The sequence below is a fragment of the Mycobacterium scrofulaceum genome (assembly GCF_002086735.1).
Lineage (GTDB): Bacteria > Actinomycetota > Actinomycetes > Mycobacteriales > Mycobacteriaceae > Mycobacterium > Mycobacterium scrofulaceum.
On the sequence record NZ_MVIJ01000001.1, the window covers coordinates 350,635 to 374,642 of the forward strand.

The following is a 24,008-nucleotide window of genomic DNA, read 5'->3' on the forward strand; positions in this document are numbered from 1 at the left end:
GGAGCAGGATGCCTACTGACTCGTTCGACACCATCAAATACGAGGTCGACGGGCACACCGCCACCATCACGCTGAACCGCCCGGCTGCCCTCAACGCGCTCAGCCCGCAGATGATCACCGAACTGCGGGCCGCCTACGACGAGGCCGAGAACGACGACAAGGTATGGCTGACCATCGTGACCGGCACGGGTCGCGCGTTCTGCACGGGCGCCGACGTCAAAGCCATTCCCGAAGACGGCAAGGTGATCTACGAACGCCCGTACCTGTCGACCTATGACCAATGGGAGGCACCGCAGGAGGGCACTCCGCCGTTTCGCACGGCCGCCAAGCCCGTGCTGACCGCGGTCAACGGGTTGTGCTGTGGCGCAGGCATGGACTGGGTCACCACATCGGACATCGTGATCGCGTCGGAGCAAGCCACCTTCTTCGATCCGCACGTGAGCATCGGGCTGGTGGCCGGACGCGAGATGGTCCGGCTGTCGCGGGTGCTGCCCCGCTCGATCGCCCTGCGGATGGCGTTGATGGGCAAGCACGAGAGGATGGGCGCGCAACGCGCCTACGAGCTCGGTTTGATCAGCGAAATCGTCGAGCACGACCGTCTCATGGAGCGGGCGCGTGAGATCGCCGACGTCGTCAACTCCAACGCGCCGCTGGCCGTTCGGGGAACTCGGCTGGCCATCCTCAAGGGCCTCAACGTGCCGCTCCACGAGGCCGAGATCATGGCCGAAACCTTCCGCGAGCGCGTGCTGCGCACCGCGGACGCGGCCGAAGGGCCCAAGGCCTTCGTGGAGAAACGCAGGCCGGATTGGCAATGTCGATGACGTTCGAGACCATCCTGCTCGAAGTCGACAAGACAGACCGGGTCGCGACGATCACGCTGAACCGGCCCGGGCAGCTGAACGCGTTCAACCGCACCATGTGCGAGGAGCTGGTGCGAGCCTGGCGCATGGTCAAACACGACGAGTCGGTCAACGCGGTGGTGCTGCGGGCGGCCGGTGACCGCGCGTTCAGCGCCGGCCTCGACGTCAAGACGCCCTACGGCCAGCCCGAAAACATCTGGAACCACGAGGATCCCGGTGAGGCGCTCAGCCCCAAGTGGCAGAAGATGTGGAAGCCGGTCGTCTGCGCCGTGCAGGGCATGTGCACCGCGGGCGCGTTCTACTTCGTCAACGAATCCGACGTGGTCATCTGCTCCCAGGACGCCACGTTCTTCGACTCGCACGTATCGGCCGGCCTGGTCTGCGCGTTGGAGCCGATCGGCTTGATGCGGCGCGTCGGACTGGGCGAGACGTTGCGCATCGCGCTGATGGGCAACGACGAACGGGTCGGCGCCGACACCGCGCTACGGATCGGGCTGGTGTCGGAGGTGGTCCCCGCCCAGCAGCTCTGGGACCGCGCGCACGAGATCGCCGCGACCATCGCCGCGAAACCCACGACCGCGACACAGGGCACGGTGAAGGCGATTTGGGAGTCGCTCGACAAGCCATACCGCGCGGCTATGGAGCAGGGACTGATCTACACGCGGCTGGGCAATCCGCTCGGCGTGGCGGAACTCGCCGCCCGGAACGACCCGGGCGGCGAAGGCGCCCCCCGCGCTCCGAGGATCCGCTGATGCACCCGCTGAGTCGACGCGTCGCCCATGTCCTCGATCTGCGGCCCGAGGCGCACGCGATCGAGTATGACGGCCGATGGAACTCGTGGGCTCGGGTGGGCGGGTCGGCACAGCGCATCGCTGCCCTCACCGCCGGCGCCGAGGTCGGGATGCTGCTGCGCAACCGGCCCGGTCAGGTGGCGGCCTTTCTCGGGGTGTTGCTCGGCGGCGGCACCGTCGTCACGATCAACCCGTCGCGCGGAGACGAACGCACGAAGGCCGACATCACCGCGCTACGGTTGCCGCTGATCATCGGGGAACCCGACGACCTGACCACACTGGTCCCCGCGACGACCGAGACGACCACCGTGGCGATTTCGGGACGTCTGGACGATCCGCGGCTCGACCGGCCCGCGGACCCGCCGGTCACGGGGTCCGACCCGCTGGCGGGCGTCGCGGTGCGGATGTTGACCAGCGGCACGACGGGCCCACCCAAACGAGTCGATCTCGGCTACGACATGTTGGCGCGCAGCGTGATGGGCTCCGATCCCGGCCTCGCCCCGGCGCCCACCGAACTGCGGCGCGGGGTCGCGATCGTCAACTCTCCGCTAGTGCACATCGGCGGCGTGTTCCGGGTGTTGCAATGCGTCGCCGAGGCGAGACCTTTCGCGCTCCTCGAGCGATTCGAGCTGAACGCGTGGGCCGAGGCGGTGCGCAGACACCGGCCGCGCACGGTGTCCCTGGTTCCCGCGGCCCTGCGGACGGTGTTGCACTCCGACGTGCCGAGGTCCGATCTGGAGAGTATCCGCGCCGTCACCTGCGGCACGGCGCCGCTCACGGCCGACGACGCCGATGCATTCACCGAGAAGTACGGCATCCCGGTGTTGACCTCTTACGCGGCAACGGAGTTCGGTGGCGGGGTGGCTGGCTGGACGCTGGCCGATTATCGGCGGCTTTGGCCGACCAAACGGGGCAGCGTCGGCCGTGCCAACCCCGGGGCGCGGCTCAGGGTGGTCGCCGACGACGGCACGCCGCTGGGCCCCGACCGGGCCGGCCTGCTCGAGGTCAAGCCCGCCCAGCTGGGGCCGTCGGCGCGGTGGATGCGGACCACGGACATCGCGCGCATCGACGCGGACGGCTTCGTCTGGATACTCGGGCGGGCTGACCAGGCCATCATCCGCGGCGGGTTCAAGGTGATGCCCGACGACGTGCGTACCGCCCTGGAGAGCCACCCCGCGGTGGCCGGCGCGGCCGTGGTCGGGCGGTCCGACGAGCGCCTGGGCGCGACGCCGGTCGCCCTGGTGGAACTGCGCCGGCCCGCCGCCGTCGACTCCGACGCGCTGGTGGACCACCTGCGCACCAGGCTCGCGCGCTACGAGATTCCGACCGAGATCGCGATCGTCGACACGATCCCGCGGACACCGTCGGGCAAAGCCGACCTGGCCGCGGTCAAGCGCTTCTTCAACACACCCGCCACCCACAGCGACCATGCGCGGTGATACGCCGACGGTCGGCGACGTCCTGAAGGACCAGAGTCGTTCGCGCGGAGAACATCCGCTCCTCGTCTGCGACGGCGACCGCATCAGCTACCGCGACGCCGAGGCGCGCTCGGCGGAGCTCGCCCGCGGGCTGATCGCGGTCGGCGCGGGCAAAGGCACCCATGTGGGCGTGCTCTACCCCAACGGCCCGGAGTTCGTCGTCGCGATGCTCGCCGCGGCGCGAATCGGCGCGGTGGTGATCCCCTTCTCCACGTTCGTCACCGCCCGGGAGATGCGCGAGCAGCTGTGCGACGGCGACGTCGAAATTCTCTTGGCCGCGGCTTCTTTCCGCGGCCACGACTACGGACACCGACTGGCCGAGGTGCTGTCGGACCCGGACTTCGACTCCGGGCGCACGCTATCCTCCCCCGCCACACCCCAACTGCGGCACGCATTCATCGACCACCACCCCGGCGCCGTCCGGCGTGTCCGCGACGTCGACCGGTTGTACCGGCTGGCCGGTACCGTAGACCCCGGACTGTTGGCCGCGACGCAAGACGACGTCGACGGCTGTGATCCGCTGGCGATCGTGTACACGTCGGGCTCCACCAGCGCCCCCAAGGGGGTGGTGCACACGCACGCCGCGCTGCTCGGACATCAACGGAACCTCAACGCGATCCGCGGTCTGACCGCCGACGACAAGTTGTTCTGCAATTCGCCCTTCTTCTGGATCGGCGGCTTCGCGTTCGGGTTGCTCGCCACGTTGGTCGCCGGCTCGACCCTGGTGTGCTCCAACGCCGACGACCCGGCGGCGACGCTCGACCTGCTGGAGACCGAGAGACCCACGGTCACCAACGGTTTCAGCGCCGGAATCGTCCATCTGACCGATCACCCGAGCTTTGCGCGCCGTGATCTGTCGTCGATGCGTCGCGGCAACCTGTACCCCATCATGGCGCCCGACGTTCGGCCGGCCGACCCGGAACTGCGGCATAACATGCTGGGCCTGACCGAAGCCGGCAGCGTCGTGTTGATCAGCGGCGACGAAACCGATCAACCGGAGGAACGGCGCGGATCCTTCGGCAAGCCGGCGCCCGGCTTCGAGACGAGGGTCATCGACACCGCGGCCGCTCCACCGGCCGCCGTCGGCGAGGTCGGCGAACTGTGCATCCGCGGTCCGTACGTGATGCAGCGCTACTACGGCCGCAGCCGCGAGGAGTGCTTCGACGCCGACGGCTGGTTCCACACCGGCGATTTGGTGCGCGTCGACGCCGACGGATTCTTCTATTACGTCGGCCGGTTGAACACGATGATCAAAACGGCGGGCGCCAACGTCTCGGCCGACGAGGTCGAGCGGGCCATCGCCCGGGTCACCGGGGGGTTGACGGCCCATGTCGTCGGCGTGCCCGACGCCCGGCGCGGGCAGCTGGTAGCGGCGGTGGTGGCGGTGCCGGACGGCGCCGCCTTCGACGAGGCGGTCCTGCGCGACCGGCTGAGGGCGGAATTGTCGGCATACAAGATCCCCCGCCGGTTCCTCGCCGTGTCGCGCTCGCAACTGCCGTTGCTCTCCAGCGGCAAGGTCGACAGGGCGCGCCTGAGGAAGCTGCTCGATGCCTGACTCGGCCACCATCGACGAATTGGTGCGTTCCCGCGCCGCGAGCTACGGCGACAAGCCGATGGTGATCGACCCGGGGAATCGCACCGGCTACCGCCAACTCGATTCGGTGACAAGACATCTCGCCGCGGTATTCGCCGAGGCCGGCGTCGTCAAGGGCACCCGGGTCGGGTTGATCATGCCCAACGGCGCCCGTTGGGTCGAGGTGGCCATCGCCCTGACCCGCGTCGGTGCCGTGCTGGTTCCGCTGAGCACGCTGCTGACGGCGGGGGAACTGGCCGCGCAGCTGCGGGCCGCCGCGGTGCAATTCCTGGTCAGCGTCGACGAATTCCGTGGGCACCGCTACCTCGACGACCTGCCGCCCCGCACCCAGCTTCCCGCCCTGCGCCAGGTCTGGACGGCCGAGCGGCTCGCCGACGCCACCGCCGGCGATGGAGCCCGCCGGCTCGTCGACGCCATGGCACGGGCGGTCAGGCCCGCCGACCCGTTGGCCATCATGTTCACCTCCGGCAGCAGCGGGGCGCCCAAGGGCGTCATGCATTCGCACGGCAGCGCACTGGGCGCCGTCGGCTCGGGCCTGGCCGCGCGCTGCATCACCGCCGACACCCGCCTGTACCTACCCATGCCGTTCTTCTGGGTGGGCGGCTTGGGCAGCGGAATACTGTCCACGCTGTTGGCCGGCGCCACGCTGGTGACCGAGCAGATTCCACGGCCGGAGACCACGCTGCGGCTGCTGGAAGCCGAGCGGGTCACGCTGTTTCGCGGCTGGCCGGACCAGGCCGAAACGCTGGCGCGGCACGCCGCCACGGTCGGCGCCGATCTCTCGGCACTTCGGCCGGGCAGCCTGCAGGCCCTGCTGCCGCCCGAACGGCGGGCCCCACCCGGCGCCCGGGCCGCGCTGTTCGGCATGACCGAGGCATTCGGCCCGTACTGCGGCTATCGCGCCGACAGCGACATGCCCGAGTCGGGGTGGGGCAGCTGCGGAAAGCCGTTCTCCGGCATGGACTTTCGCATCGTCGACCCCGACAGCGGTGAGCCGGCCCCACCCGGCGCCGTGGGCATCATCCAGATTCGGGGTCCGCACACCTTGCGCGGCATCTGCGGTCGCGGCCGGGAAGACGTGTTCACCGTCGACGGCTTCTACCCCACCGGCGACCTTGCCCACCTTGACGCGGAGGGGTTCCTTTTCTACCACGGGCGCTCGGACGACATGTTCAAGGTCAGCGGCGCGACCGTCTATCCCGGTGAGGTCGAACGGGCGCTGCGCACCGTCGAGGGCGTCCGTAGCGCCTACGTCACCAACGTGCCCGGCACGGCGGGCCAACGGGTGGGCGCGGCCGTGGTGTGCGACGGCGTGACCGCGGAAACGCTGACCCGGTGCGCTCGAAAGTTGCTCAGCGCCTTCAAGGTGCCGACGGCATGGCTGCTGCTGGACTCCGACGACGACGTCCCGCGCGGTGGCACCGGCAAGGTCGACACCGGTCGGTTGCGGGAGATGCTGCGCGAGGCGAACCGGCCCTAGGAAACCCGCGTCCACGGTTGACAATTCTGCGACTCGAAGGCCTTGACCGCGGAGTTGATGTTCGCGTACATCGGCCCGATCGACGTATTCGTCTGCAGCACGTGCTCCTTGTTCGCATCGGGCGTGCTGTAGGTGAACCACGAGCACATCGACTCCTGGGTGGGCACGTTGTTGATCCACACACCGAAGGCCGACCCCGACCCGCCCGTGTGGTAGAGGCCCGGCGCGATGTCGGGCCCCACGACAAACACTCCGTTGCCGGGGATCGGGTCGAGCGGTTCGGCGACGGCCGGCGGTGCAAGGGCTATCGCGACCGTGGCTGCAACCAACACGGCCGATGGGCGAATCGTTCGGGGCACTGTTCCTCGCTCTATTGTTGCCCCCTCCGATGGCAGCCTAAGCCGAGGCGCGCGCGGGAGACAACAGTTAGCCAGACGCCGGGCGCCCGGCGTCGACGACGACGCCACGAGCGGTGAGGTGGTCGATCAACGGAACGGCACCGGCGGCAAGGTGTTGCGACATCGCCGACCGGGCCAGCCGGCCATCGCGCTTCCTCAGCGCGGACAAGATCCGGCGGTGGTCCCGCATCGATTGCTCCGGCCAGCCCTCGATGGCGGGAAACACCGATTCCGGTGCGTAACGGGTGATCTGGGACATCAGCTGGGCGAGTTTCGGCGAGTCCGCCGCGACGTTGATGGCGCGGTGGAACTGGTGGTTCAGCAGCACCGTCCGCTCGTCGTCGTCACCGGCGTAGGCGTCTTCGAGCTCCGCCTGGATCTGTTTGAGTTCGCTCAGTTGGTCGTCGGTGATGTTGACGGCGGCCCGCGCCGCGAGTTCGCCACCGACGTGAGCCTGCACGTTCGCCACGTCGGTGACGTCGCGCCCGGTCACCGGCAAAACGATGAACCCGCGCCTTGGCTGTTGGGCGATCAGCCCTTCCGCGCGCAGCGCGAAGAGCGCCTCCCGCACCGGTGTGACGCTGATTCCCAACTCGGCGGCCAATTGGTCCAGGCGGACATAGGAATCCGCACGGTAGGTGCCATCGAAGATCCGCTGGCGGATCAGCCGAGCGACATCGTCGGAAAGTTGCGGTCGCGCCGCGAAATCCGGGACCGTCACCGCTACACCTGGTACTCGGCGAGCAGGCGCTTGCTGATGATGGACTTCTGTATTTCGCTGGTTCCCTCGCCGATGAGCAGGAACGGCGCATCGCGCATCAGCCGCTCGATCTCGTATTCCTTGGAATAGCCGTAGCCGCCGTGGATCCGGAAACTCTGCTGGGTGACTTCGGTGCAGTACTCGCTGGCAAGATACTTGGCCATCCCGGCGGCCACGTCGTTGCGCTCCCCCGAATCCTTCAGGCGGGCCGCGTTGACCATCATCAGGTGTGCGGCTTCGATTTTGGTGGCCATCTCCGCCAGCTGAAACGCGATGGCCTGGTGTTCGGCGATGGGCTTGCCGAAGGTGTGGCGCTGCTGGGCGTAGCGGACCGCCAGTTCGAAAGCGCGGATGCCGACACCGCACGCGCGGGCCGACACGTTAACCCTGCCGACCTCGATGCCGTCCATCATCTGGAAGAAGCCCTGCCCGGGGGTGCCGCCCAGAACATCGTCGGCGGTCGCCCGGTAGCCGTCGAAGACGAGCTCGGTGGTGTCGATCCCCTTGTAGCCCAGCTTGTCGATCTTGCCGGGGATCACCAGGCCGGGCACGACTTCACCGAACCCCGTGGGCTTCTCCACCAGAAATGCGGTCAGGTTCCGGTGCGGCTTGTCGGCGCCTTCGTCCGTGCGCACCAGCACCGCGATCAGCGTCGAGCTGCCGCCGTTGGTGAGCCACATCTTCTGGCCGTTGATGGTGTAGCCGCCATCCGGATTGCGCACCGCCCGAGTCCGGATCGCCGCCACGTCGGAGCCCAGCTCAGGCTCCGACATCGAAAAGGATCCTCGCGTCTCGCCGGTCGCCATCCGGGGCAGGAACCGCTGCTTTTGCGCCTCGGTACCGTGCTGGCGCAGCATGTAGGCCACGATGAAGTGGGTGTTGAGCACCCCGGACACGCTCATCCAGCCGCGCGCCAGCTCCTCGACGCACAGCGCGTAGGTCAGCAGCGACTCCCCCAGGCCGCCGTACTCCTGCGGAATCATCAGCCCGAACAGGCCCATGTCGCGCATCCGGTCGACGATGTCCTGCGGATAGGTGTCGCCGCGTTCGAGCTCCGCGGCGCTGGGAATGACGTCCTTCTCGACGAACTGCCTTACGGTGGCGATGATTTCGGTCTGAAATTCGGTCAACCCGAGGGTCTGGGCGAGTTTGGTCATGCGCTGTCTTTCCGTCTCGGCTTGCTCAGCAAGCGATGGTCTTCGCCTTCGCCAGGCGTTCGATGTCGGCGGTGCTCAACCCCAGTCGCCGCTCGAGAAGGTCGGCGGTGTCCTGCCCCAGCCTGGGCGCCGGAGCGCCGGCGGCGTGCGCGCCGTCGAACGCGACCGGCAGGCCGGGGGCGAGGTAGTCTCCCAGGCCGTCCTGGTGCAATCGGGAAAACAGCGGGTTGGCGGTCACTTTCGGGCCGGCCGCGACCTCGGCGAAGGTGCGGTATCGCTCGAACAGCACCGTCGTGCCGGACAGCGCGGCGGTGATCTCGTCGGCGGTGTGGTCGGCGAACCAGGTGGCGAACAGCCCGGACAACACGTCGCGGTACCGGTAGCGGTCGCCCTCGGAGCCGAAGTCGACACCGAGCGCATCGGCGAGCGCCGCCACGGCGGCGCCGACGCCGGTCACATCGACCAGGTCGCGAAAGTGCCGGCGCGTCAAGGTGACAACCATGAACCGGGCGCCGTCGCCGCTGACGAAGTCCTGGCCGTACTGGCCGTAGATGGCGTTGCCGAGTCGTTGGCGTTGGGTGCCGGTGACTTGCGGCTCGGTCAGCAGTCCCAGGTTTCCCGCGGTGGCCAGCGCGACGTCCTCGAGCGCCAGCGTGACCCGCGCGCCCACCTGCGATGCCTCCCGGCGGCGGACCGCGGTGACCACGGCCAGCGCGGCGTACAGGCCGCAGCACACGTCCCACGCCGGCAGCACGTGATTGACCGGGCCCGCCTGATCGTCGGGACCGGTGACGAGGGGGAACCCGATGCCGGCGTTGACCGTGTAGTCGACTCCGGTGGACCCGTCACCGCGACCCAGCAGTTGCACGTGGATGACGTCGGGCCGCCGCTGCGTCAGCGCCTCGTGGCTGAGCCAGGACAGGCCGGCGGCGTTGGTCACCACCACGCCGTCCCCCTCGACGATCAGGCGCTGGACCAGCTTTTGCCCTTCCGGGGCACGCAGATCGATGGTGACCGAACGCTTTCCCTTGTTGAGACCGGTCCAGTAGATCGAGGTGCCGTCCGCCGCCAGCGGCCAGCGCTGCACGTCGGACGCGCCACCGACCGGATCAATCCGGATCACCTCGGCGCCGAGCTGACCGAGCGTCATGCCACACAGCGGGGCGGCGACGAAGCTGGACACCTCGACGATGCTGATGCCACTCAGGGGGCCGGTCACGTCGGGGCGACCCGCTCGAACACGGCGGCCAGACCCTGGCCGCCGCCGATGCACATGGTTTCCAGCCCGTAGCGCACCTCGCGGCGGTTGAGTTCGCGGGCCAGGGTGGCCAGCATCCGTCCGCCCGTCGCGCCGACGGGGTGGCCCAGGGAGATGCCCGATCCGTGCACGTTGGTGCGCTCCCGATCGGCGTCGCCGAAATTCCATTCCCGCATGACCGCAAGCGCTTGTGCGGCAAAGGCTTCGTTGAGTTCGATGAGGTCGATGTCGGACAGCCGCAGGCCCGCCCTGGCGAGCGCCACCTCTGTCGCCGGTACCGGCCCGATGCCCATGATGTGGGGCGCCACCCCGGCCAGGCCCCAGGACACCAGGCGGACCAACGGGGTCAGGCCGTATTCGGCCGCCTTTTCCGGCGTCGTCACCAAGCACATCGACGCCGCGTCGTTCTGTCCGCTGGCATTGCCGGCAGTGACCGTGGCCTCCGAATCATCTTTCACCAGTATGGGTTTGAGCCTGCTCAACGACTCCACCGACGTGTCGGCCCGCGGATGCTCGTCGGTGTCGATCAGGTCCTCGCCGTGGCGGGTGCGCACCGCGACCGGGATGATCTCCTCGGCAAGGGTGCCGTCCTTCTGCGCCGCGACCGCGCGCTGGTGCGACCGCATCGCGAGTTCGTCTTGCTCCAGACGCGAAATGCCGTACTGGCGGCGCAGATTCTCGGCGGTCTCCAGCATTCCGCCGGGCACCGGGTGGTGACGGCCGCCGGCGGTGGTCCGTCCGCGCGCCAGTCCGTCGTGCACCCGCACGCCGGTTCGTGCGCCGCCCCAACGCATATCGGTGGAATAGAAGGCGACGTTGCTCATGCTTTCGCAACCGCCGGCGACGACGAGATCGTGATCGCCGCTGCCCACCTGCAAGCACGCCTGAATCACCGCCTGCAGGCCCGAGCCGCAGCGGCGGTCGACCTGCATCCCGGGAACCGTCACCGGCAGGCCCGCATCCAGCGCCACCACCCGCCCGATCGCCGGCGCCTCGCTGCTGGGGTAGCAGTGGCCGAGGATCACGTCCTGCACCGCCTCGGGCGCGATGGAAGTCCGCTCGAGCAGGCCCTTGAGGGCGGCGACCCCGAGGTCGACGGCGGTCAGCGGCTTGAACATCCCGCCGTAGCGCCCGATCGGCGTCCGCACGGGTTCACAGATGACGGTCTCGCGCACGGCTACCCCCTCCCCGCCGAGCAGACGCAAAAACCCCCGAATCCGGGGTGATTCGGGCGATTTTGCGTCTGCTCGTCCCGATAGAACTCATATGTGCCGACCGCCGGTGACCTCCATGACGGTGCCGGTCATGTACGAGGACAGGTCGGAGGCCAAAAACAAAGCGACACCGGCGACTTCGCTGGGCTCACCAGCGCGGCCCATTGGGATCTCCGCCACCTTCTCGTCCCAAATGCGTTGCGGCATGGCCTCGGTCATCGCCGACCGAATCAAGCCGGGAGCGATCGCGTTCACGCGGACCCCCAGGTACGCGAGCTCTTTGGCCGCGGCTTTGGTCATCCCGACGATTCCGGCCTTGGCCGCCGAATAGTTGGTCTGGCCGATCATGCCGACCTTGCCCGACACGGAGGACATGTTGACGATGGCGCCGCGCTTGTTCTCCCGCATGATGGCGGCGGCCAGCCGGGTGCCGTTCCACGTGCCCTTCAGGTGCACGTCGATGACCTGGTCGAACTGCTCTTCGGTCATCTTGCGCATGGTGGCGTCGCGGGTGATCCCGGCGTTGTTGACCATGATGTCTAGGGCACCAAAGGCTTCGACCGCGGCCGAGATGAGCCCTTCGACCTCGGCGGCCCTGGTGACGTCACACCGCTTGGCCAGCGCGACGTCGCCGCCCCCCAGCGCCGTGGCCGCGGCTTCGGTGGCCTCCAGGTTCAGGTCGCCGAGCACAACCCGCGCCCCCTCGGCGATGAACCGCTGGGCAATGGCGAACCCCAGCCCCTGCGCACCACCCGTGATGACTGCCGTCCGACCGTCGAGCAACGACACCTGATCCCGCCTTCCTCCGCGATGTGGTCCGGGGGACGCCCCCGCAGTCGAATATCATATTTCATATAGGATCTGCTCCGGTGCCGGGTTGCCACACCGGACCGTTGAGCTGGCCGGCCCGCCGTGGCTGAGCGACTCGCGACCAACCAGTGCCAAAGATGGAGCGTCCGCCTATGACCATCACCGAACCGCCCGAGGTCGCCGACGACGATTTTCAGGACATCCTCGCCCAGACCCGTCACTTCGTCCGCACCGCCGTGGTCCCGCGCGAGCAGGAGATCCTGACCGAGGACCGGGTGCCCGACGACCTGCGCGACGAGGCCAAGAAGATGGGGCTGTTCGGGTACGCGATCCCCCAGCGCTGGGGCGGCCTCGGCCTGAACCTGATGCAAGACGTCGAGCTGGCAATGGAATTGGGGTACACCTCGCTGGCGCTGCGATCGATGTTCGGCACCAACAACGGCATCGCCGGCCAGGTTCTGGTCGGCTTCGGTACCGACGAACAGAAGTCCCGGTGGCTGGAATCGATGGCGTCTGGCGACGTCGTCGCCTCCTTCGCGTTGACCGAGCCCGGCGCCGGCTCGAACCCGGCCGGCCTGCGGACGAAAGCCGTTCGTGACGACGGTGATTGGGTGATCTCCGGGCAGAAGCGCTTCATCACCAATGCGCCGGTCGCCGACCTGTTCGTGGTGTTCGCGCGAACCCGCCCGGCCGACGAAGAGGGCCCGGGGATCGCCGTGTTCCTGGTTCCCGCGAACACCCAGGGCGTGGAGGTCGGAGCCAAGGACGCCAAGATGGGTCAGGAAGGCGCCTGGACCGCCGACGTCACCTTCAACGACGTCCGAGTCCAGGACGGCGCGCTGATCGGCGGCAGCGAAGACATCGGTTACCGGGCGGCGATGACCTCATTGGCCCGGGGCCGGGTCCACATCGCCGCGCTGGCGGTCGGCGCCGCGCAACGCGCGCTCGACGAGTCGGTCAGCTACGCGGCCACCGCCACGCAGGGCGGCGCGCCGATCGGGACCTTCCAGCTGGTCCAGGCGATGATCGCCGACCAGCAGACCGGGGTGCTGGCCGGCCGCGCGTTGGTGCGCGACGCCGCGCGGCTCTGGGTCACCGGCGAAGACCGCCGGGTCGCGCCCTCGGCCGCCAAGCTGTTCTGCACCGAGATGGCCGGCAACGTAGCCGATCTGGCGGTGCAGATCCACGGCGGCAGCGGCTACATGCACGGTGTCCCGGTCGAGCGCATCTACCGCGATGTGCGGCTGCTGCGGCTCTACGAGGGCACCAGCGAGATTCAGCGATTGATCATCGGGTCCAACCTGGTCAAAGCGGCGCAGCGATGACGGCCCGGCCGACCCCAGTAAAGGAGCAATAATGAGCGGCAAGCTTGCGGGCAGAGTGGCATTCATCACCGGAGCGGCGCGCGGGCAGGGCCGGGCGCACGCGGTTCGTCTGGCGCGGGAGGGCGCCGACATCATCGCCGTCGACATCGCCGGCAAGCTGCCGTCGTGCGTTCCCTATGACCCGGCGACTCCCGACGACCTCAGCGAGACCGTCCGCCTGGTTGAGGAAACGAACCGCCGGATCATCGCCTCGGTCGTGGACACCCGCGACTTCGAGGGGCTTCGCAAAGCCGTCGACGACGGTGCGGCCGCGCTCGGGCGGTTGGACATCATCGTCGCCAACGCCGGTGTCGCGGCTCCGCAGCCCTGGAACGAGATCACCCCGGAGAACTTCCGCGACGTCATGGACATCAACGTGACGGGCACCTGGAACACCGTGATGGCCGGCGCGGACAAGATCATCGAAGGCGGTCGCGGCGGCTCCATCATCCTGATCAGTTCCGCGGCCGGCATGAAAATGCAGCCGTTCATGATTCACTACACGGCCAGCAAGCACGCCGTCACCGGGATGGCGCGGGCCTTCGCCGCCGAGCTGGGCAAGCATTCCATCCGGGTCAACAGCGTGCACCCCGGCCCGGTGAACACTCCGATGGGCACCGGCGACATGGTCGCGGCCGTGGGCAAGGCCATGGAGACCAACCCGCAGTTGAACCACGTGCTCACCCCGTTCCTGCCCGACTGGGTCGCCGAGCCGGACGAGATCGCCGACACCGTGTGCTGGCTGGCCAGCGACGAGTCACGCAAGGTGACCGCGGCCCGGATCCCGGTGGACCAAGGCTCGACGCAGTACTGAGCGGCCGCTGGATGCCGGGAATAGATTTCCCGGCATCGGCGCTTGCAGGGCACATGAAAGCCTTCACCGAGAGCGAACGTCAGGAGTTTTTGGCCGGCAAGCACGTCGCGGTCCTGTCCGTCGACGCCGCCGACGGCCGGCCGCCGGCCAGTGTCCCCATCTGGTACGACTACACCCCGGGCGGGAACGTCCGGATCATGACCGGGGCGTCCAGCCGCAAGGCCCGGCTCATCGAGCGGGCCGGCCGGGTGACGCTGGTGGCTCAGCGCGAGGACCCGCCCTATCAGTACGTGGTGGTCGAAGGCACCGTTGTCGACACCACCAACCCGGCCCCGGCCGACGTGCAGGAAGCCATCGCGATCCGCTACCTCGGCGAGGAAGGCGGGCGGGCGTTCATCCGCAGCATGGAGGGCGTGGAAGAGGTGATGTTCACCATTCGCCCCGACCGCTGGCTCAGCGCCGACTTCACCGGCGACCTCTGAGCGATCTAGCCGATCAGCTCCAGCGTCCCGAGCTGACGGATCGCCCGGCACCCGCGGCTGAGCATCGCGAGCACCATGTCGTCGCCGCGCTCGGTCGCGGCGGCGAACGCGAACCCCAGCGCGGAGATCAGCGGCGCCTGCAGCACACCGAGGCGGTAATCGCGCCAACACGTTTCGGCGTCGTAGTCGGTGACCCCGCAAGCCGTCAAGGCCCGGTGGTAGTCGGCGACCAGCTCCCGTTCGATGCTCGCGCGCAGTTGGCAGTCGAGGCTCGTCGCGGTGAAGTAGGCCAGATCCCGGGCCGGCAAACCGACACCGAGCGTCTGCCAGTCGACCACGCTGACCCGGGTTCGGTCGGGGTCGAACAACAGGTTGTCGAGGCGATAGTCGCCGTGCAGCAGGGCGAACCGGTCATACTCGGCGAGCAGCCACGGCGTCACCGAACCCATTGCCGCGCTGAAGGTGTCGCGGTCCTCGGCGCTCATCCGATCGCCCAGCTTGTCCAGCGTGATGTCGGCGCTCATCTTCGCCACCTCGCCCATGCCGCCGGCCCCGGCCTCGTCGGGCCTGCCGAACGCGATGCCCGGGAAATCGAGCCAGACCGGATCGCACCAGCTGGGCGCGTGCAGGCCGGCCAGAGCGGTAACCGCAAGGCGCGCTTCGTCTTCGCCGCAGCCCGCGAGCTGGTCACCCTGCACGGCCGGCGCCTGATCGGCGAGCAGCAAGGCGAACTCCATTGCGTCCTCGGAAATCTCGGAGTAGAAGCACCGTGGTGTCGGCACCTGCACCCGGTCGGCCACGGACGAGTAGAACGCGCATTCGCTGCGATATCCGATGACGACCCGGTCGCGCACGGCGTCGTCCTGGGCCGGAAGCTTGATCACGAACGTTTCCGGGAGGTCGGCGGGGTCCGTCGCGTAGCGGGCGGACACCCGGTACGTTGCTCCCGTCTGACCGGTGCCGATCGCAACCACGTCCACGTCGGCGACCTCGACGGGCGCGCCACGCCCGCTCAACGCGGCCGACAGCCATCGCGGGGTCACGTCGCCGGGATACCGCGGGATCGATACCACAGCACTCATGAACAGCACGCCTCCTGTACCCGGACAGCTCTGCCCGACTGACAAACTGTAAGGCATACCGCAAGTGCCGCGGCCAACCACGGCGGTTTAGTCGGCCAGAATGCGCCATTCGGCGGCTTCGTGCTGCTGGCGCCAGAACTCGTCGAAACGTCCACCCGCTGCGAGCAATTCGTCGACCGTTCCGTCCTCGACGACCCGGCCGTCGTCCAGAAAGAGGACGCGGTCGGCGTGCCGGATGCTGGCCAACCGGTGCGCCACGATCACCTGGGTGCGTCGGCGGGTGTCGAGGGTGAGCGCGTCCACCACAGCGGCCTCGTTCTCGGTGTCCAGGGCGCTGGTCGCCTCGTCGACCAACAGTATCGGCGCCGGTTTGAGCAGCGCCCGCGCGATGCTGACCCGTTGGCGTTCACCGCCGGACAGCGCGGAGCCGGCTTCGCCGACGATCGTGTCCGCGCCGTCGGGCAGCCGGCGGACGAGTTCGTCGACGCGGGCCAGGGCGACCGCGCGGTTGAACCGGTCGTCCGCGGCGCCGGGATCCCCGGCGGACACGTTGTCGCGGACCGACCCGTGGAACAGGTAGGGGTGTTGGAACACCACGCTGCTCGCCGCCCGGCGGGTTTCGGCGTCCAGTGTCGCCGCGTCGACGCCGTCGATCAGGACGCGCCCCCGGGTGGGCTCGTGCAGGCTGGCGATCAACGCCAGGATCGTGCTCTTGCCCGATCCCGACGGCCCGACGATCGCCGTCGTGCCGCCCGGCTGCAAAACGAAACTCACCCCGTCGAGGACCGGTGCGCTCGCTCCGGCATAACGGAATTCGACGTCGTCGAACTCGATGCGGGGCGCCGCGGCCGGGTCGGGCAGTGCGGCGGCGCCGGCGGTCATCAGCGGCGCGGTGAGAACCGAGCGAATGCGGTCGAGAGTGGCGCGGGTGCTCTCCAGGGCGGGCGCCAGTTCACTGATCGTGGTGAACGGCTCCAGGTAACGCACGATCACGACGATCAAGGCGATCGCCTCGGGGACCGTCACCGCCCCGTTCACCGTCAGCGCCGCGGTGGCCCCCGCCAGCAGGATCAGCGACAGCTGGCTGGCCAGGCTGAACAGCAGCTGGCCCGGAACCTGCATGGCCAACAGCCGCATCGTCGCCCCGTGCTGCGCGGCCAGCGCGTCGCCGACCAGGCTGCGCGCCGGCTCCACCCGCCGCGCGGACCGCAACGCCTGCTGGGTGCGGGCGAATTCGATGATCCGTTCGGTGAGCGCGCCATTGGCCTCGTCGGCCCTGGCGTCGGCGCTCCGCGCCAGTCGCGCCGACGCCCACAACGCACCCAAGAGCAGCGGTACGCCGCCCAGCGCGGCGATCCCGAGCGGCCAAGAGATCGGCAGTAAGGCCACCGCGATGGCGGCGGGCAGCAGGATGGCGGAAGTCAGCGGGGTCAGCAGGTTGACGACGAGGCCGACCAATTCCGGCCCGGTGGCGGCGATCGCCTGCCGCGCCGTCGCGGTGTGCTCGGCGGTGAACCAGTCCAGCCGCACGGCGGGCAACCGGTCCGCCACGTCGTGCTGGCTGTGGTCGAGGACGGCGAACCCGAGGTCGAAGCCGATGCGCGCCGTCGCGGTGTCGACCACCCATCCGGCCGCCGTCGCGGCGGTGAGCCAGCCCAGCCAGGCCAGCGCGCGGCGGGGCTCGGCGCTGAACAGCGCGCCCACCAGCGGCACCAGCAGGACGGTGGCCGCCGCGCGCGCCACCACGGACAGGACCGCCAGCGCGGCGTAGGCGACGACCCTGGGCCGGCGGTGCGCGGGCACCAGGCCCAGCCACGTGCGGATCATCGGGCCCCCTCCCCAACCGCGGTGGCGGCCCCGACCCGGTCGACGCGGCGGCCACCGTCCCACAGCCGTCGGTACCGCCCGCCGGCCGCCAGTAACTCGTCGTGCGTGCCGCACTCGGCGATCCGGCCGTGGTCGAGCACGACGATCTGGTCGGCGCCGGTGACGGTGTGCAGCCGGTGGGCGATCACCAGCACGGTGCGATCCCGCGTCAACCGGTTGAGCGCCTGCTGCACAAGGTATTCCGATTCCGGATCGGCGAACGCGGTGGCCTCGTCGAGGATCAGCACGGGCGTGTCGGCCAGGATCGCGCGGGCGATGGTCAGCCGTTGCCGTTCCCCTCCCGAAAGGCCGGTGCCCGCACCCAGCACGGTGTCGTAGCCATCCGGCAATCGCGTGATGCGGTCGTGGATCTGCGCTCCGCGCGCCGCCTCCTCGATCTGTGCCGCGGTGGCGTCGGGCACGGCCAGCGCGATGTTGTCGGCGACGCTGCCGTGAACCAGCTGCGTTTCCTGTAGGACGAAGCCGACCTTCGCATAGAGTTCCTCGGCGGTCATCGACCGGATGTCTTGCCCCCCAACGCGGATCGCGCCGCCATCGACGTCGTGGAACCGCGCCAGCAGGGCGGCCAGCGTCGACTTGCCCGACCCGGACGGGCCGACCAGGGCGGTGACCGTGCCGGGCCGCAGCGTCAGCGTCACGCCTTGAATCACCGGAACACCCGGGCGGTAGCCGAAGCTGACCTCGTCGAAGACCACCGTCGCCGACGAATCCGCGGGCCGGTCTTGCTCTGCCACGGCGAGCTCCGGCTCGTCGAGGGTGTTCTGCAGACGCCGCGCGGCCAACATGCCGGCGCTGATACCGCCCACCCCGTATGCGATGCCGAGCAGTCGCGCGCCGAATGTGGTGCCCAACAACAGGAACGGCAGGAGGTTCACCGGATCCATCCGGCCGGTGACCGTGAGCAGGGTGCCCGCGAGGACGATGAGCCACAGGAAGGTCGAGGGCCGGGTGACCAGGTCCATCAGCGTCTTCTTGCCGGCCAATGGGCGTTGCCAGGAGACGAGGAACTCGACGTATTCGTCCAGTCGGCGCCGGAAGCTCGACGCGGCCGCGCCACCGAAGACCCGGATCACCGGCTGGCCCTCCAGGTAGGCGCCGGCCTCGCCACTCATCTTCTCGGCCCAACGCTGCGATTGCGGGATGCGCGGGCCCGACTGAATGGTGAGCGACGACGTCAACACCAGGTAGACCAGGACCGGCAGGAACAGCACGAGCGCGACCCGCCAATCGACGACGAACAGATAGACCAGGACCGCCACCGGCGCGATCACCGCCGCGACGGCATCGGGGATCGCATGGGTGACCAGATAGTGCAGCGACAGGGTGTCGTCCTGCAGCAGCTGCTTGATCGCCCCCGATCCGCGCTCGGTGAACCAGCCCAGCGGCAATCGAGACAGCTTGCGCACCAGCCGTGAACGCAGGTCGGCGGCGAACCGCGCGTCGACGACGTGCAGCCAGAGCGTGAGGGCCGCGGCGAGGAGGGCACCCGTTCCCAGCAGCGCGACGGCCGCGATCCCGACGTCCCACAGTCGCGATGCGGGCGCCCCGCCCACCAGCAGGCGGGCCAGCTCGACCAGGAGCACGAACGGCGCCAGCTGTACCACGGTGATCACCGCCTGCAACACGCCCGACAGGATCAGCGTCGGGCGTAGCGGTGCGAGCAACCGGCCGGCGGCCTGGGCGCGCCAGCTGCCGCGGAATGCCGGGACGGGCGCCTGGGTCACCGGATGACGTTGGGGCGCAACTGCCTTCGCATCTGCTGCTTCGTCACCACGCTGGGTGCCCATCGCACGCCCGGCGCTCCAGTAGGCCTGGGCGTGGATCACGGACTTGGGGAAGCCGAACTCGTCGCGCAGCCGCGTCCGCACGTGCTTGAGCACGGCGGCCTCGGGCGTCGCCCACGCATACCAGTTGGACCAATCGCGGCTGTCGATCGCCGCCGCAAGCGATCTCGCGTCACGCCGCGCGACCCAGTGCACGTGCAGACGGGGGTGCTCGGCGAGCGGGATCAGGACGTCATTGTCGTCGTGCTGCTCGAGATACATCTCGATCGGCACGTCGTCGGGGACGACCCCGATGATGCCGTTCATACCCGGGATCGACGCGGAGTCACCGATCAGCAAATAGCCGGCCGGCTGTTCGTCGGGCACGTCGAAACGCGACGAGCCCATGAGCGCCATCACGGCGATCGTGGCGCCCGGTTGCACCGTGCGCGCCCATTTCGACGCCGGGCCGGCGGGCTCGTGCAGCACGACGTCGACGGCGAATCGGCCGGTGCTGACGTCCGCCTCGGAGATGGTGTAGGCGCGCTGGAATTCGGTGTTGGACCCGTCCGGGTCGGGGAACCAGAACCGTAACCAGGCGGCGGGCTCGGCGTCCACGTCTTCGAACAACGTCGGCGACGTCATCCGTACACGTACGAAATGCGGTGCAAGCTGGACGGTTTCGGTTACCGTCGCGACGTGGTCACGCGCGCCGAAGCCCCGCAGCATCGCACCCTGGAACCCCCGTGCCATCAGCTGTCCTTTCTTGGGGCGTTCAATTCCGCGGCGACTTCGGCGAACGGGCGGCCCGGCGGGATCAGCCCCACCAGCCCCCGGATCGAGGCGGCGAGCAACAGCCGCACGAATTCAGAACTCGACGCCTCAGGCAACCCGGCCCAGGCGGCACCGAGGCGCGGATCATCGGACAACCCGTCGGCGACCGCGTCGCGTTCCTGCGCGAAGCCGCCGGCCTGGTCCCCACCCGTCGTGTTGGCGTTGCTCTCCTCGCGGGCGGCCAGACTGATCGCCAGCGTGGCCACCGCGCTGCTCAACACCATGGCCGCGTCCGCGGAATGACCGCGCCGGGTCAGCGCCTCGACCTCGGTCGCCAGCAGCCGCCGGCCGGCGTCGCCGCGCGGAAACAGCACCTGAAGGTATGACGCCAGCCCGGGGTGCTCGGCGGTGAAGCTTTGCAGCTGCAGCGCGAACGACATCAGGTGCCGTTCGGTGTCCGCGCCGGGATCGTCGCGAAGGTCGAGTTCGGCGAGCAGGCTCTCGCCGACCAACCGCTCGAGCTCCCATCGGCTTTCGACGTGGCGGTAGAGCGCGGTCGCCGAGACGCCGAGCCGCGACGCGACGGCGTTGACGCTCAGCCGCCGCATGCCCAGGTCGCGCCCGATCGCGATGACGTCATCGAGCGCGATAAGCGGCGGTCGCCCACCTTGACGAGGCGCCACAGTCGGCATCCGCCACCTCCCGGTTAGTTACCCCCACAAACTAAGGGTTACCTTACCGAAGGTCAACCCGGGCGGCCGGCGTCGCCGTAGCCTGGAGCTGTGAGCGGTGAACCGGTGCCCCCCGTCTTGCTCTACGACGGTGTTTGCGGCGTCTGCAACTCGGCGGTGCGGACGATCCTTCGGTTCGATCCCCAGGGCACCCTGCGCTTCGCGGCCCTGGACAGCGACTACGCACAGGCTGTCTGTGCGCGGCACCCCACCATCGAAGACGTGGATTCAGTGGTGTTCGTCGATCAACCCGGGCAGCCGGAGGAGCGCGTGGCCGTCCGGTCCGCCGCCGCCTTGCGAGTAGTCGATTACCTCGGCGGGCCGTGGAAGCTGTTTGGGGTTGCCCGAATCATCCCGGCGCCCGTGCGCGACTGGCTTTACGACAAGTTCGCGGGCGTCCGCTACCGCATCTTCGGAAAGTACGACACGTGCCCGCTCCCCCCGCCGGAAGTTCGCGCGCGTTTCCTGGACGCCTAATCGACGGCCAGGTCGGCCTCGGACTCTTTTCGCTTGAGCTCGGCCAGCTTGCGATCCTCGGCCGCGAATTCGCGATGATGGGCCGCCGAATCGCGATGAATGCCCACATGCGACACCCCTTGCTCGACGGCCCGGTCTTGCACCCGTGCCACTTCTTCGTGTTTGCGCGCTGATTCCTCGAAGCTACGAGCGGCCGAAAGCCCAGCGTGTGCGGCGCGTTCCCGAGCCTCACCGGCTCTGCGCTCGGCATGTTCGGCATCTTCCGCGGTAAGGGCGTGCTCGCGTTGGTTTTCGGTGGCCATGGCGTCTCCCTTGCGTCCCGGTGCAGTGCATGTACCCCACACAGAGGGTTTAACGCTTCGCGATGGCCGAGCACCAGTGCGGGCGGAGGGACTCGAACCCTCAAGCTCTCACGAGCACCGGCACCTAAAGCCGGCATGTTTGCCAATTTCATCACGCCCGCGGCGTGCCGATCGTACCGCTCAGTGCCTGGACGAACCTGTCGGCGGTCGCCCTTACTGTGAGTTCATCAAGGCTTAAAGGAGGCACGGAGATGCGACCCGCCGAAGAGTTCGAAGCGGTGCGCAATCTGGTCGCACAGGGCTTGAACGATTGCGCGATCGCGCGACAGACAGGCATACCGCGCCGGACCATCTGGGGTTGGCGGTATTGCGGATCACCGATCCGACTACGGAGTCCGGGCGGATCCTCCCCTTGCAACGTTCAGCATGAGTTCGCCGCCCTCCCCCCGGCCGCGTACTGCTACGTATTGGGGCTGTATCTCGGCGACGGCTGCATCTCGAAGAGCGGTCGCGTCTGGCGGTTGAGAATCACTCTTGACGACAAATACCCAGAGATCATCGACCGCTGCCGAAGAGCAATTGACGTGCTCATGCCAGGACAACACGCCGCGATTCTGCGCCGTGCCAGTCACTGCACGGAAGTCTCGCTGTACTCGAAGCACTGGCCGTGCCTGGTGCCCCAACACGGCCCCGGCAGGAAGCACCTGCGGCCAATTCGGCTGGAGCCATGGCAGAAAGTGCTCGTCACCCGGGCCACCGAAGAGTTCATCCGCGGCCTCATCGACAGCGACGGCTGCCGGGTGGTGGCGAACGACCGTGGGGTCCGCAGCGTCCGTTACCACTTTTCGAACCGGTCGGACGACATCCGAGGCTTGTTCACCGCGGCGCTCGACCACCTCGGTATCCCGTGGACTCGGCCAAGCGAGTATGTCATCGCCGTGTACCGGAAGGCGGCGGTCGCACGCCTCGACGAATTCGTCGGACCGAAATCGTGAGCGGTACCGTCAAGGGGTGTCCACCACACGTCGTCGCAGGCCCGCGCTGATCGCCCTGGTGATCGTCGCGGCCTGCGGTTGCCTGGCGTTGGGCTGGTGGCAGTGGACCCGATTCCAGTCCGTCTCGGGCACGTTCCAGAACCTGGGCTACGCGCTGCAGTGGCCGCTGTTCGCCTGGTTCTGCGTGTACGCGTACCGCAAATACGTGCGTTATGAAGAGATGCCCCCGGAGCCCAAGCAGGACGCCGCCCTCACCGAGATACCCGCCGGCTTGCTGCCCGAGCGCCCCGCGCCGACCCGCCAGCCGTCCGACGATCCCGCGTTGGCGGAGTACAACGCCTACCTCGCCGAGCTCGCCAAACAAGACACCGAAAAACAGAACAGGACCACCGCATGACCACACCGGAGAAATCGGCGTCGGCGTTCCCCGTCGAGAAGATCCGCACCGCGCTGCTCGCCTACCGGGTCATGGCGTGGGCGACGGGTCTCTGGCTGATCGCGCTGTGCTACGAGATCTTCTCGCACCTGGTGTTGCACCACGAGATCCGCTGGATCGAGGTGGTGCACGGCTGGGTGTACTTCATCTACGTTCTGGCCGCGTTCAACCTGGCGGTCAAGGTGCGGTGGCCGATCCCCAAGACGATCGGCGTGCTGCTCGCCGGGACGATCCCGCTGCTGGGCATCATCGTCGAGCACTTCCAGACCAGGGAGGTCAAGGCCCGCTTGGGGCTGTGATGCTCGAGCGCAACTGACTTCACGCTCGGCCGGCGCTAGCTGAGGTCGCGGAGCGCCGGCACCAACAGCGCGAGCGCGCGACCGCGATGGGAGATCGCGTCCTTCTCCTCCGCGCTGAGCTGCGCCGCGGTGCGATCGGAGCCGTCGGGAATGAAGACCGGGTCATAACCGAAGCCGCCGTCGCCGCGCGGTTCGTGGGCGATGCTGCCGGGCCACTCGCCACGGACGACGACCTCCCCGAACGGCCCGGCCAGCGCGCAGGCGGACACGAACGCAGCGCCGCGCCGGTCGTCGGGCACGTCACGCAACTGCGCCAGCAACAGCGCGGTGTTCGCCGCGTCGTCGCCGTGCGTGCCCGACCAGCGCGCCGACAGCACGCCGGGCATGCCGTTCAAGGCGGCCACCTCCAGACCGGAGTCGTCGGCCACCGAAGCCAGGCCCGTCGCGGCGAAGGCGTCCCGCGCCTTGGCCAACGCGTTGGCCTCGAAGGTCGCGCCCGTTTCGGGCGCCTCCTCGAAGGGCGGCACGTCGCGCAGAGACCTCAACGTCAACCCCGTCAAGCCGGTCGCGTCAAGCACCCGACGCAATTCGCGCAGCTTCTTGGGGTTCCGGCTCGCGACCAGGAGTTCGGTCACCGGTTGATCCGACGCATCGCCGTCACCTCCGCAAGAGCCACCATGCACACGACAACAAACTAGCCGCACGGGCCGCGCCGACCGTCGCCTGCGGCACGGTCCAGAGATGTGGCTCACCGACCCGCGAGCCGTCCTCGGTCGGAAGGGGTTGACAGCGCCGCCGAACG

At 68.7% G+C, this 24,008-nt stretch carries 24 protein-coding genes and 1 tRNA gene; 12 read left to right on the plus strand and 13 right to left on the minus strand.

The genetic code is table 11. The features are described from left to right. Window positions 1–8 precede the first annotated feature (8 nt). The 5 genes from BST44_RS01470 to BST44_RS01490 are packed head-to-tail and all read left to right on the plus strand — an operon-like array spanning window position 9 to window position 6,203. On the plus strand, window positions 9–821 hold the full coding sequence (locus BST44_RS01470) for an enoyl-CoA hydratase/isomerase family protein (protein WP_083174569.1): 813 nt from the start codon (window positions 9–11) through the stop codon (window positions 819–821). Then, a complete protein-coding gene (locus tag BST44_RS01475) occupies window positions 812–1,612 on the plus strand; it encodes an enoyl-CoA hydratase/isomerase family protein (RefSeq protein WP_083174571.1) in 801 nt (266 codons plus the stop codon). Before BST44_RS01470 ends, BST44_RS01475 begins: the two co-directional genes overlap by 10 nt. Continuing rightward, window positions 1,612–3,090: a class I adenylate-forming enzyme family protein gene (locus tag BST44_RS01480; RefSeq protein ID WP_083174573.1), complete on the plus strand. Its 1,479-nt coding sequence runs from the start codon at window positions 1,612–1,614 to the stop codon at window positions 3,088–3,090. Before BST44_RS01475 ends, BST44_RS01480 begins: the two co-directional genes overlap by 1 nt. After that, a complete protein-coding gene (locus BST44_RS01485; protein ID WP_083174575.1) occupies window positions 3,080–4,684 on the plus strand; it encodes a class I adenylate-forming enzyme family protein in 1,605 nt (534 codons plus the stop codon). The genes BST44_RS01480 and BST44_RS01485 overlap by 11 nt, the downstream gene beginning before the upstream one ends. Continuing rightward, window positions 4,677–6,203 (plus strand): class I adenylate-forming enzyme family protein, encoded by a 1,527-nt coding sequence (locus BST44_RS01490; protein WP_083174577.1) that lies wholly within the window; start codon window positions 4,677–4,679, stop codon window positions 6,201–6,203. The genes BST44_RS01485 and BST44_RS01490 overlap by 8 nt, the downstream gene beginning before the upstream one ends. On the opposite strand, the gene BST44_RS01495 is transcribed toward BST44_RS01490, so the two are convergent. From BST44_RS01495 to fabG, 6 genes are all read right to left on the minus strand, one after another. Then, complete coding sequence (locus tag BST44_RS01495) at window positions 6,200–6,562, minus strand: Rv1352/Rv1906c domain-containing protein (RefSeq protein ID WP_083174579.1); 363 nt, start codon at window positions 6,560–6,562, stop codon at window positions 6,200–6,202. The genes BST44_RS01490 and BST44_RS01495 overlap by 4 nt on opposite strands. A gap of 67 nt (window positions 6,563–6,629) precedes the next feature. Beyond that, on the minus strand, window positions 6,630–7,322 hold the full coding sequence (locus BST44_RS01500; RefSeq protein ID WP_083174580.1) for a GntR family transcriptional regulator: 693 nt from the start codon (window positions 7,320–7,322) through the stop codon (window positions 6,630–6,632). Between the two features lie 2 nt (window positions 7,323–7,324). Beyond that, entirely contained in the window at window positions 7,325–8,518 is a 1,194-nt protein-coding gene (locus BST44_RS01505; RefSeq protein ID WP_083174582.1) for an acyl-CoA dehydrogenase family protein, read from the minus strand. 25 nt (window positions 8,519–8,543) lie between these two features. Then, window positions 8,544–9,668, minus strand: coding sequence for a CoA transferase (locus BST44_RS01510; protein ID WP_244184707.1), 1,125 nt, complete (start codon window positions 9,666–9,668; stop codon window positions 8,544–8,546). 65 nt (window positions 9,669–9,733) lie between these two features. Next, complete coding sequence (locus tag BST44_RS01515; RefSeq protein ID WP_083174586.1) at window positions 9,734–10,951, minus strand: acetyl-CoA C-acetyltransferase; 1,218 nt, start codon at window positions 10,949–10,951, stop codon at window positions 9,734–9,736. Between the two features lie 87 nt (window positions 10,952–11,038). Then, window positions 11,039–11,779 (minus strand): 3-oxoacyl-ACP reductase FabG, encoded by a 741-nt coding sequence (fabG, locus tag BST44_RS01520; protein ID WP_083174588.1) that lies wholly within the window; start codon window positions 11,777–11,779, stop codon window positions 11,039–11,041. 173 nt (window positions 11,780–11,952) lie between these two features. Between fabG and BST44_RS01525 the strand changes: the two genes are divergently transcribed. The 3 genes from BST44_RS01525 to BST44_RS01535 are packed head-to-tail and all read left to right on the plus strand — an operon-like array spanning window position 11,953 to window position 14,460. Beyond that, entirely contained in the window at window positions 11,953–13,125 is a 1,173-nt protein-coding gene (locus BST44_RS01525; protein WP_083174590.1) for an acyl-CoA dehydrogenase family protein, read from the plus strand. Window positions 13,126–13,156: 31 nt separating this feature from the next. Further along, window positions 13,157–13,978 carry a mycofactocin-coupled SDR family oxidoreductase gene (locus BST44_RS01530; RefSeq protein WP_083174592.1) on the plus strand — a complete coding sequence of 274 codons (822 nt, stop codon included), beginning with the start codon at window positions 13,157–13,159 and terminating at the stop codon, window positions 13,976–13,978. Between the two features lie 53 nt (window positions 13,979–14,031). Next, the gene (locus BST44_RS01535) at window positions 14,032–14,460 is read left to right on the plus strand and encodes a pyridoxamine 5'-phosphate oxidase family protein (RefSeq protein WP_083174594.1); all 429 of its coding nucleotides are present in this window, start codon (window positions 14,032–14,034) and stop codon (window positions 14,458–14,460) included. Between the two features lie 5 nt (window positions 14,461–14,465). Here the strand turns inward: BST44_RS01535 and BST44_RS01540 are convergent, their stop codons facing one another. The 4 genes from BST44_RS01540 to BST44_RS01555 all read right to left on the minus strand — a co-directional run bounded on the left by BST44_RS01540 (window position 14,466) and on the right by BST44_RS01555 (window position 20,658). Further along, entirely contained in the window at window positions 14,466–15,542 is a 1,077-nt protein-coding gene (locus BST44_RS01540) for a phosphotransferase family protein (RefSeq protein WP_083174756.1), read from the minus strand. An 87-nt stretch (window positions 15,543–15,629) separates the two neighbouring features. Next, a complete protein-coding gene (locus tag BST44_RS01545) occupies window positions 15,630–17,369 on the minus strand; it encodes an ABC transporter ATP-binding protein (protein ID WP_083174596.1) in 1,740 nt (579 codons plus the stop codon). Beyond that, window positions 17,366–19,945 carry an ABC transporter ATP-binding protein/permease gene (locus tag BST44_RS01550; RefSeq protein ID WP_083174598.1) on the minus strand — a complete coding sequence of 860 codons (2,580 nt, stop codon included), beginning with the start codon at window positions 19,943–19,945 and terminating at the stop codon, window positions 17,366–17,368. The genes BST44_RS01545 and BST44_RS01550 overlap by 4 nt, the downstream gene beginning before the upstream one ends. Next, the gene (locus tag BST44_RS01555; RefSeq protein ID WP_083174600.1) at window positions 19,945–20,658 is read right to left on the minus strand and encodes a TetR/AcrR family transcriptional regulator; all 714 of its coding nucleotides are present in this window, start codon (window positions 20,656–20,658) and stop codon (window positions 19,945–19,947) included. The genes BST44_RS01550 and BST44_RS01555 overlap by 1 nt, the downstream gene beginning before the upstream one ends. A gap of 90 nt (window positions 20,659–20,748) precedes the next feature. On the opposite strand from BST44_RS01555, the gene BST44_RS01560 reads away from it, so the two are divergent. After that, entirely contained in the window at window positions 20,749–21,174 is a 426-nt protein-coding gene (locus tag BST44_RS01560) for a thiol-disulfide oxidoreductase DCC family protein (RefSeq protein WP_083174602.1), read from the plus strand. Here BST44_RS01560 and BST44_RS01565 read toward each other — a convergent pair. Then, window positions 21,171–21,476: a hypothetical protein gene (locus BST44_RS01565; protein ID WP_083174604.1), complete on the minus strand. Its 306-nt coding sequence runs from the start codon at window positions 21,474–21,476 to the stop codon at window positions 21,171–21,173. The two genes, BST44_RS01560 and BST44_RS01565, sit on opposite strands and share 4 nt — an antisense overlap. 77 nt (window positions 21,477–21,553) lie before the next feature. Beyond that, window positions 21,554–21,637: transfer RNA gene (locus BST44_RS01570), tRNA-Leu, on the minus strand. A gap of 90 nt (window positions 21,638–21,727) precedes the next feature. On the opposite strand from BST44_RS01570, the gene BST44_RS01575 reads away from it, so the two are divergent. From BST44_RS01575 to BST44_RS01585, 3 genes are read left to right on the plus strand one after another with little or no spacing between them, the layout of a single operon-like run. Then, entirely contained in the window at window positions 21,728–22,471 is a 744-nt protein-coding gene (locus BST44_RS01575) for an LAGLIDADG family homing endonuclease (RefSeq protein ID WP_083174606.1), read from the plus strand. 16 nt (window positions 22,472–22,487) lie between these two features. After that, a complete protein-coding gene (locus tag BST44_RS01580) occupies window positions 22,488–22,868 on the plus strand; it encodes a hypothetical protein (RefSeq protein ID WP_083174608.1) in 381 nt (126 codons plus the stop codon). Beyond that, complete coding sequence (locus BST44_RS01585; protein ID WP_083174610.1) at window positions 22,865–23,206, plus strand: DUF3817 domain-containing protein; 342 nt, start codon at window positions 22,865–22,867, stop codon at window positions 23,204–23,206. Before BST44_RS01580 ends, BST44_RS01585 begins: the two co-directional genes overlap by 4 nt. 35 nt (window positions 23,207–23,241) lie before the next feature. Here the strand turns inward: BST44_RS01585 and rdgB are convergent, their stop codons facing one another. Next, window positions 23,242–23,841: an RdgB/HAM1 family non-canonical purine NTP pyrophosphatase gene (gene rdgB, locus BST44_RS01590; protein ID WP_083174612.1), complete on the minus strand. Its 600-nt coding sequence runs from the start codon at window positions 23,839–23,841 to the stop codon at window positions 23,242–23,244. Window positions 23,842–24,008 lie beyond the last annotated feature (167 nt).

Bases quoted from the DNA above. Each gene is read 5' to 3' on its own strand.
- BST44_RS01510 (WP_244184707.1), bottom strand. From the start codon at position 9,668: ATGACGCTCGGTCAGCTCGGCGCCGAGGTGATCCGGATTGATCCGGTC.
- BST44_RS01565 (WP_083174604.1), bottom strand. From the start codon at position 21,476: ATGGCCACCGAAAACCAACGCGAGCACGCCCTTACCGCGGAAGATGCC.
- BST44_RS01545 (WP_083174596.1), bottom strand. From the start codon at position 17,369: ATGATCCGCACGTGGCTGGGCCTGGTGCCCGCGCACCGCCGGCCCAGG.
- BST44_RS01505 (WP_083174582.1), bottom strand. From the start codon at position 8,518: ATGACCAAACTCGCCCAGACCCTCGGGTTGACCGAATTTCAGACCGAA.
- BST44_RS01585 (WP_083174610.1), top strand. From the start codon at position 22,865: ATGACCACACCGGAGAAATCGGCGTCGGCGTTCCCCGTCGAGAAGATC.
- BST44_RS01555 (WP_083174600.1), bottom strand. From the start codon at position 20,658: ATGCCGACTGTGGCGCCTCGTCAAGGTGGGCGACCGCCGCTTATCGCG.
- BST44_RS01525 (WP_083174590.1), top strand. From the start codon at position 11,953: ATGACCATCACCGAACCGCCCGAGGTCGCCGACGACGATTTTCAGGAC.
- BST44_RS01575 (WP_083174606.1), top strand. From the start codon at position 21,728: ATGCGACCCGCCGAAGAGTTCGAAGCGGTGCGCAATCTGGTCGCACAG.
- BST44_RS01480 (WP_083174573.1), top strand. From the start codon at position 1,612: ATGCACCCGCTGAGTCGACGCGTCGCCCATGTCCTCGATCTGCGGCCC.
- BST44_RS01485 (WP_083174575.1), top strand. From the start codon at position 3,080: ATGCGCGGTGATACGCCGACGGTCGGCGACGTCCTGAAGGACCAGAGT.
- BST44_RS01470 (WP_083174569.1), top strand. From the start codon at position 9: ATGCCTACTGACTCGTTCGACACCATCAAATACGAGGTCGACGGGCAC.
- BST44_RS01535 (WP_083174594.1), top strand. From the start codon at position 14,032: ATGAAAGCCTTCACCGAGAGCGAACGTCAGGAGTTTTTGGCCGGCAAG.
- BST44_RS01550 (WP_083174598.1), bottom strand. From the start codon at position 19,945: ATGGCACGGGGGTTCCAGGGTGCGATGCTGCGGGGCTTCGGCGCGCGT.
- BST44_RS01540 (WP_083174756.1), bottom strand. From the start codon at position 15,542: ATGAGTGCTGTGGTATCGATCCCGCGGTATCCCGGCGACGTGACCCCG.
- BST44_RS01530 (WP_083174592.1), top strand. From the start codon at position 13,157: ATGAGCGGCAAGCTTGCGGGCAGAGTGGCATTCATCACCGGAGCGGCG.
- BST44_RS01490 (WP_083174577.1), top strand. From the start codon at position 4,677: ATGCCTGACTCGGCCACCATCGACGAATTGGTGCGTTCCCGCGCCGCG.
- BST44_RS01475 (WP_083174571.1), top strand. From the start codon at position 812: ATGTCGATGACGTTCGAGACCATCCTGCTCGAAGTCGACAAGACAGAC.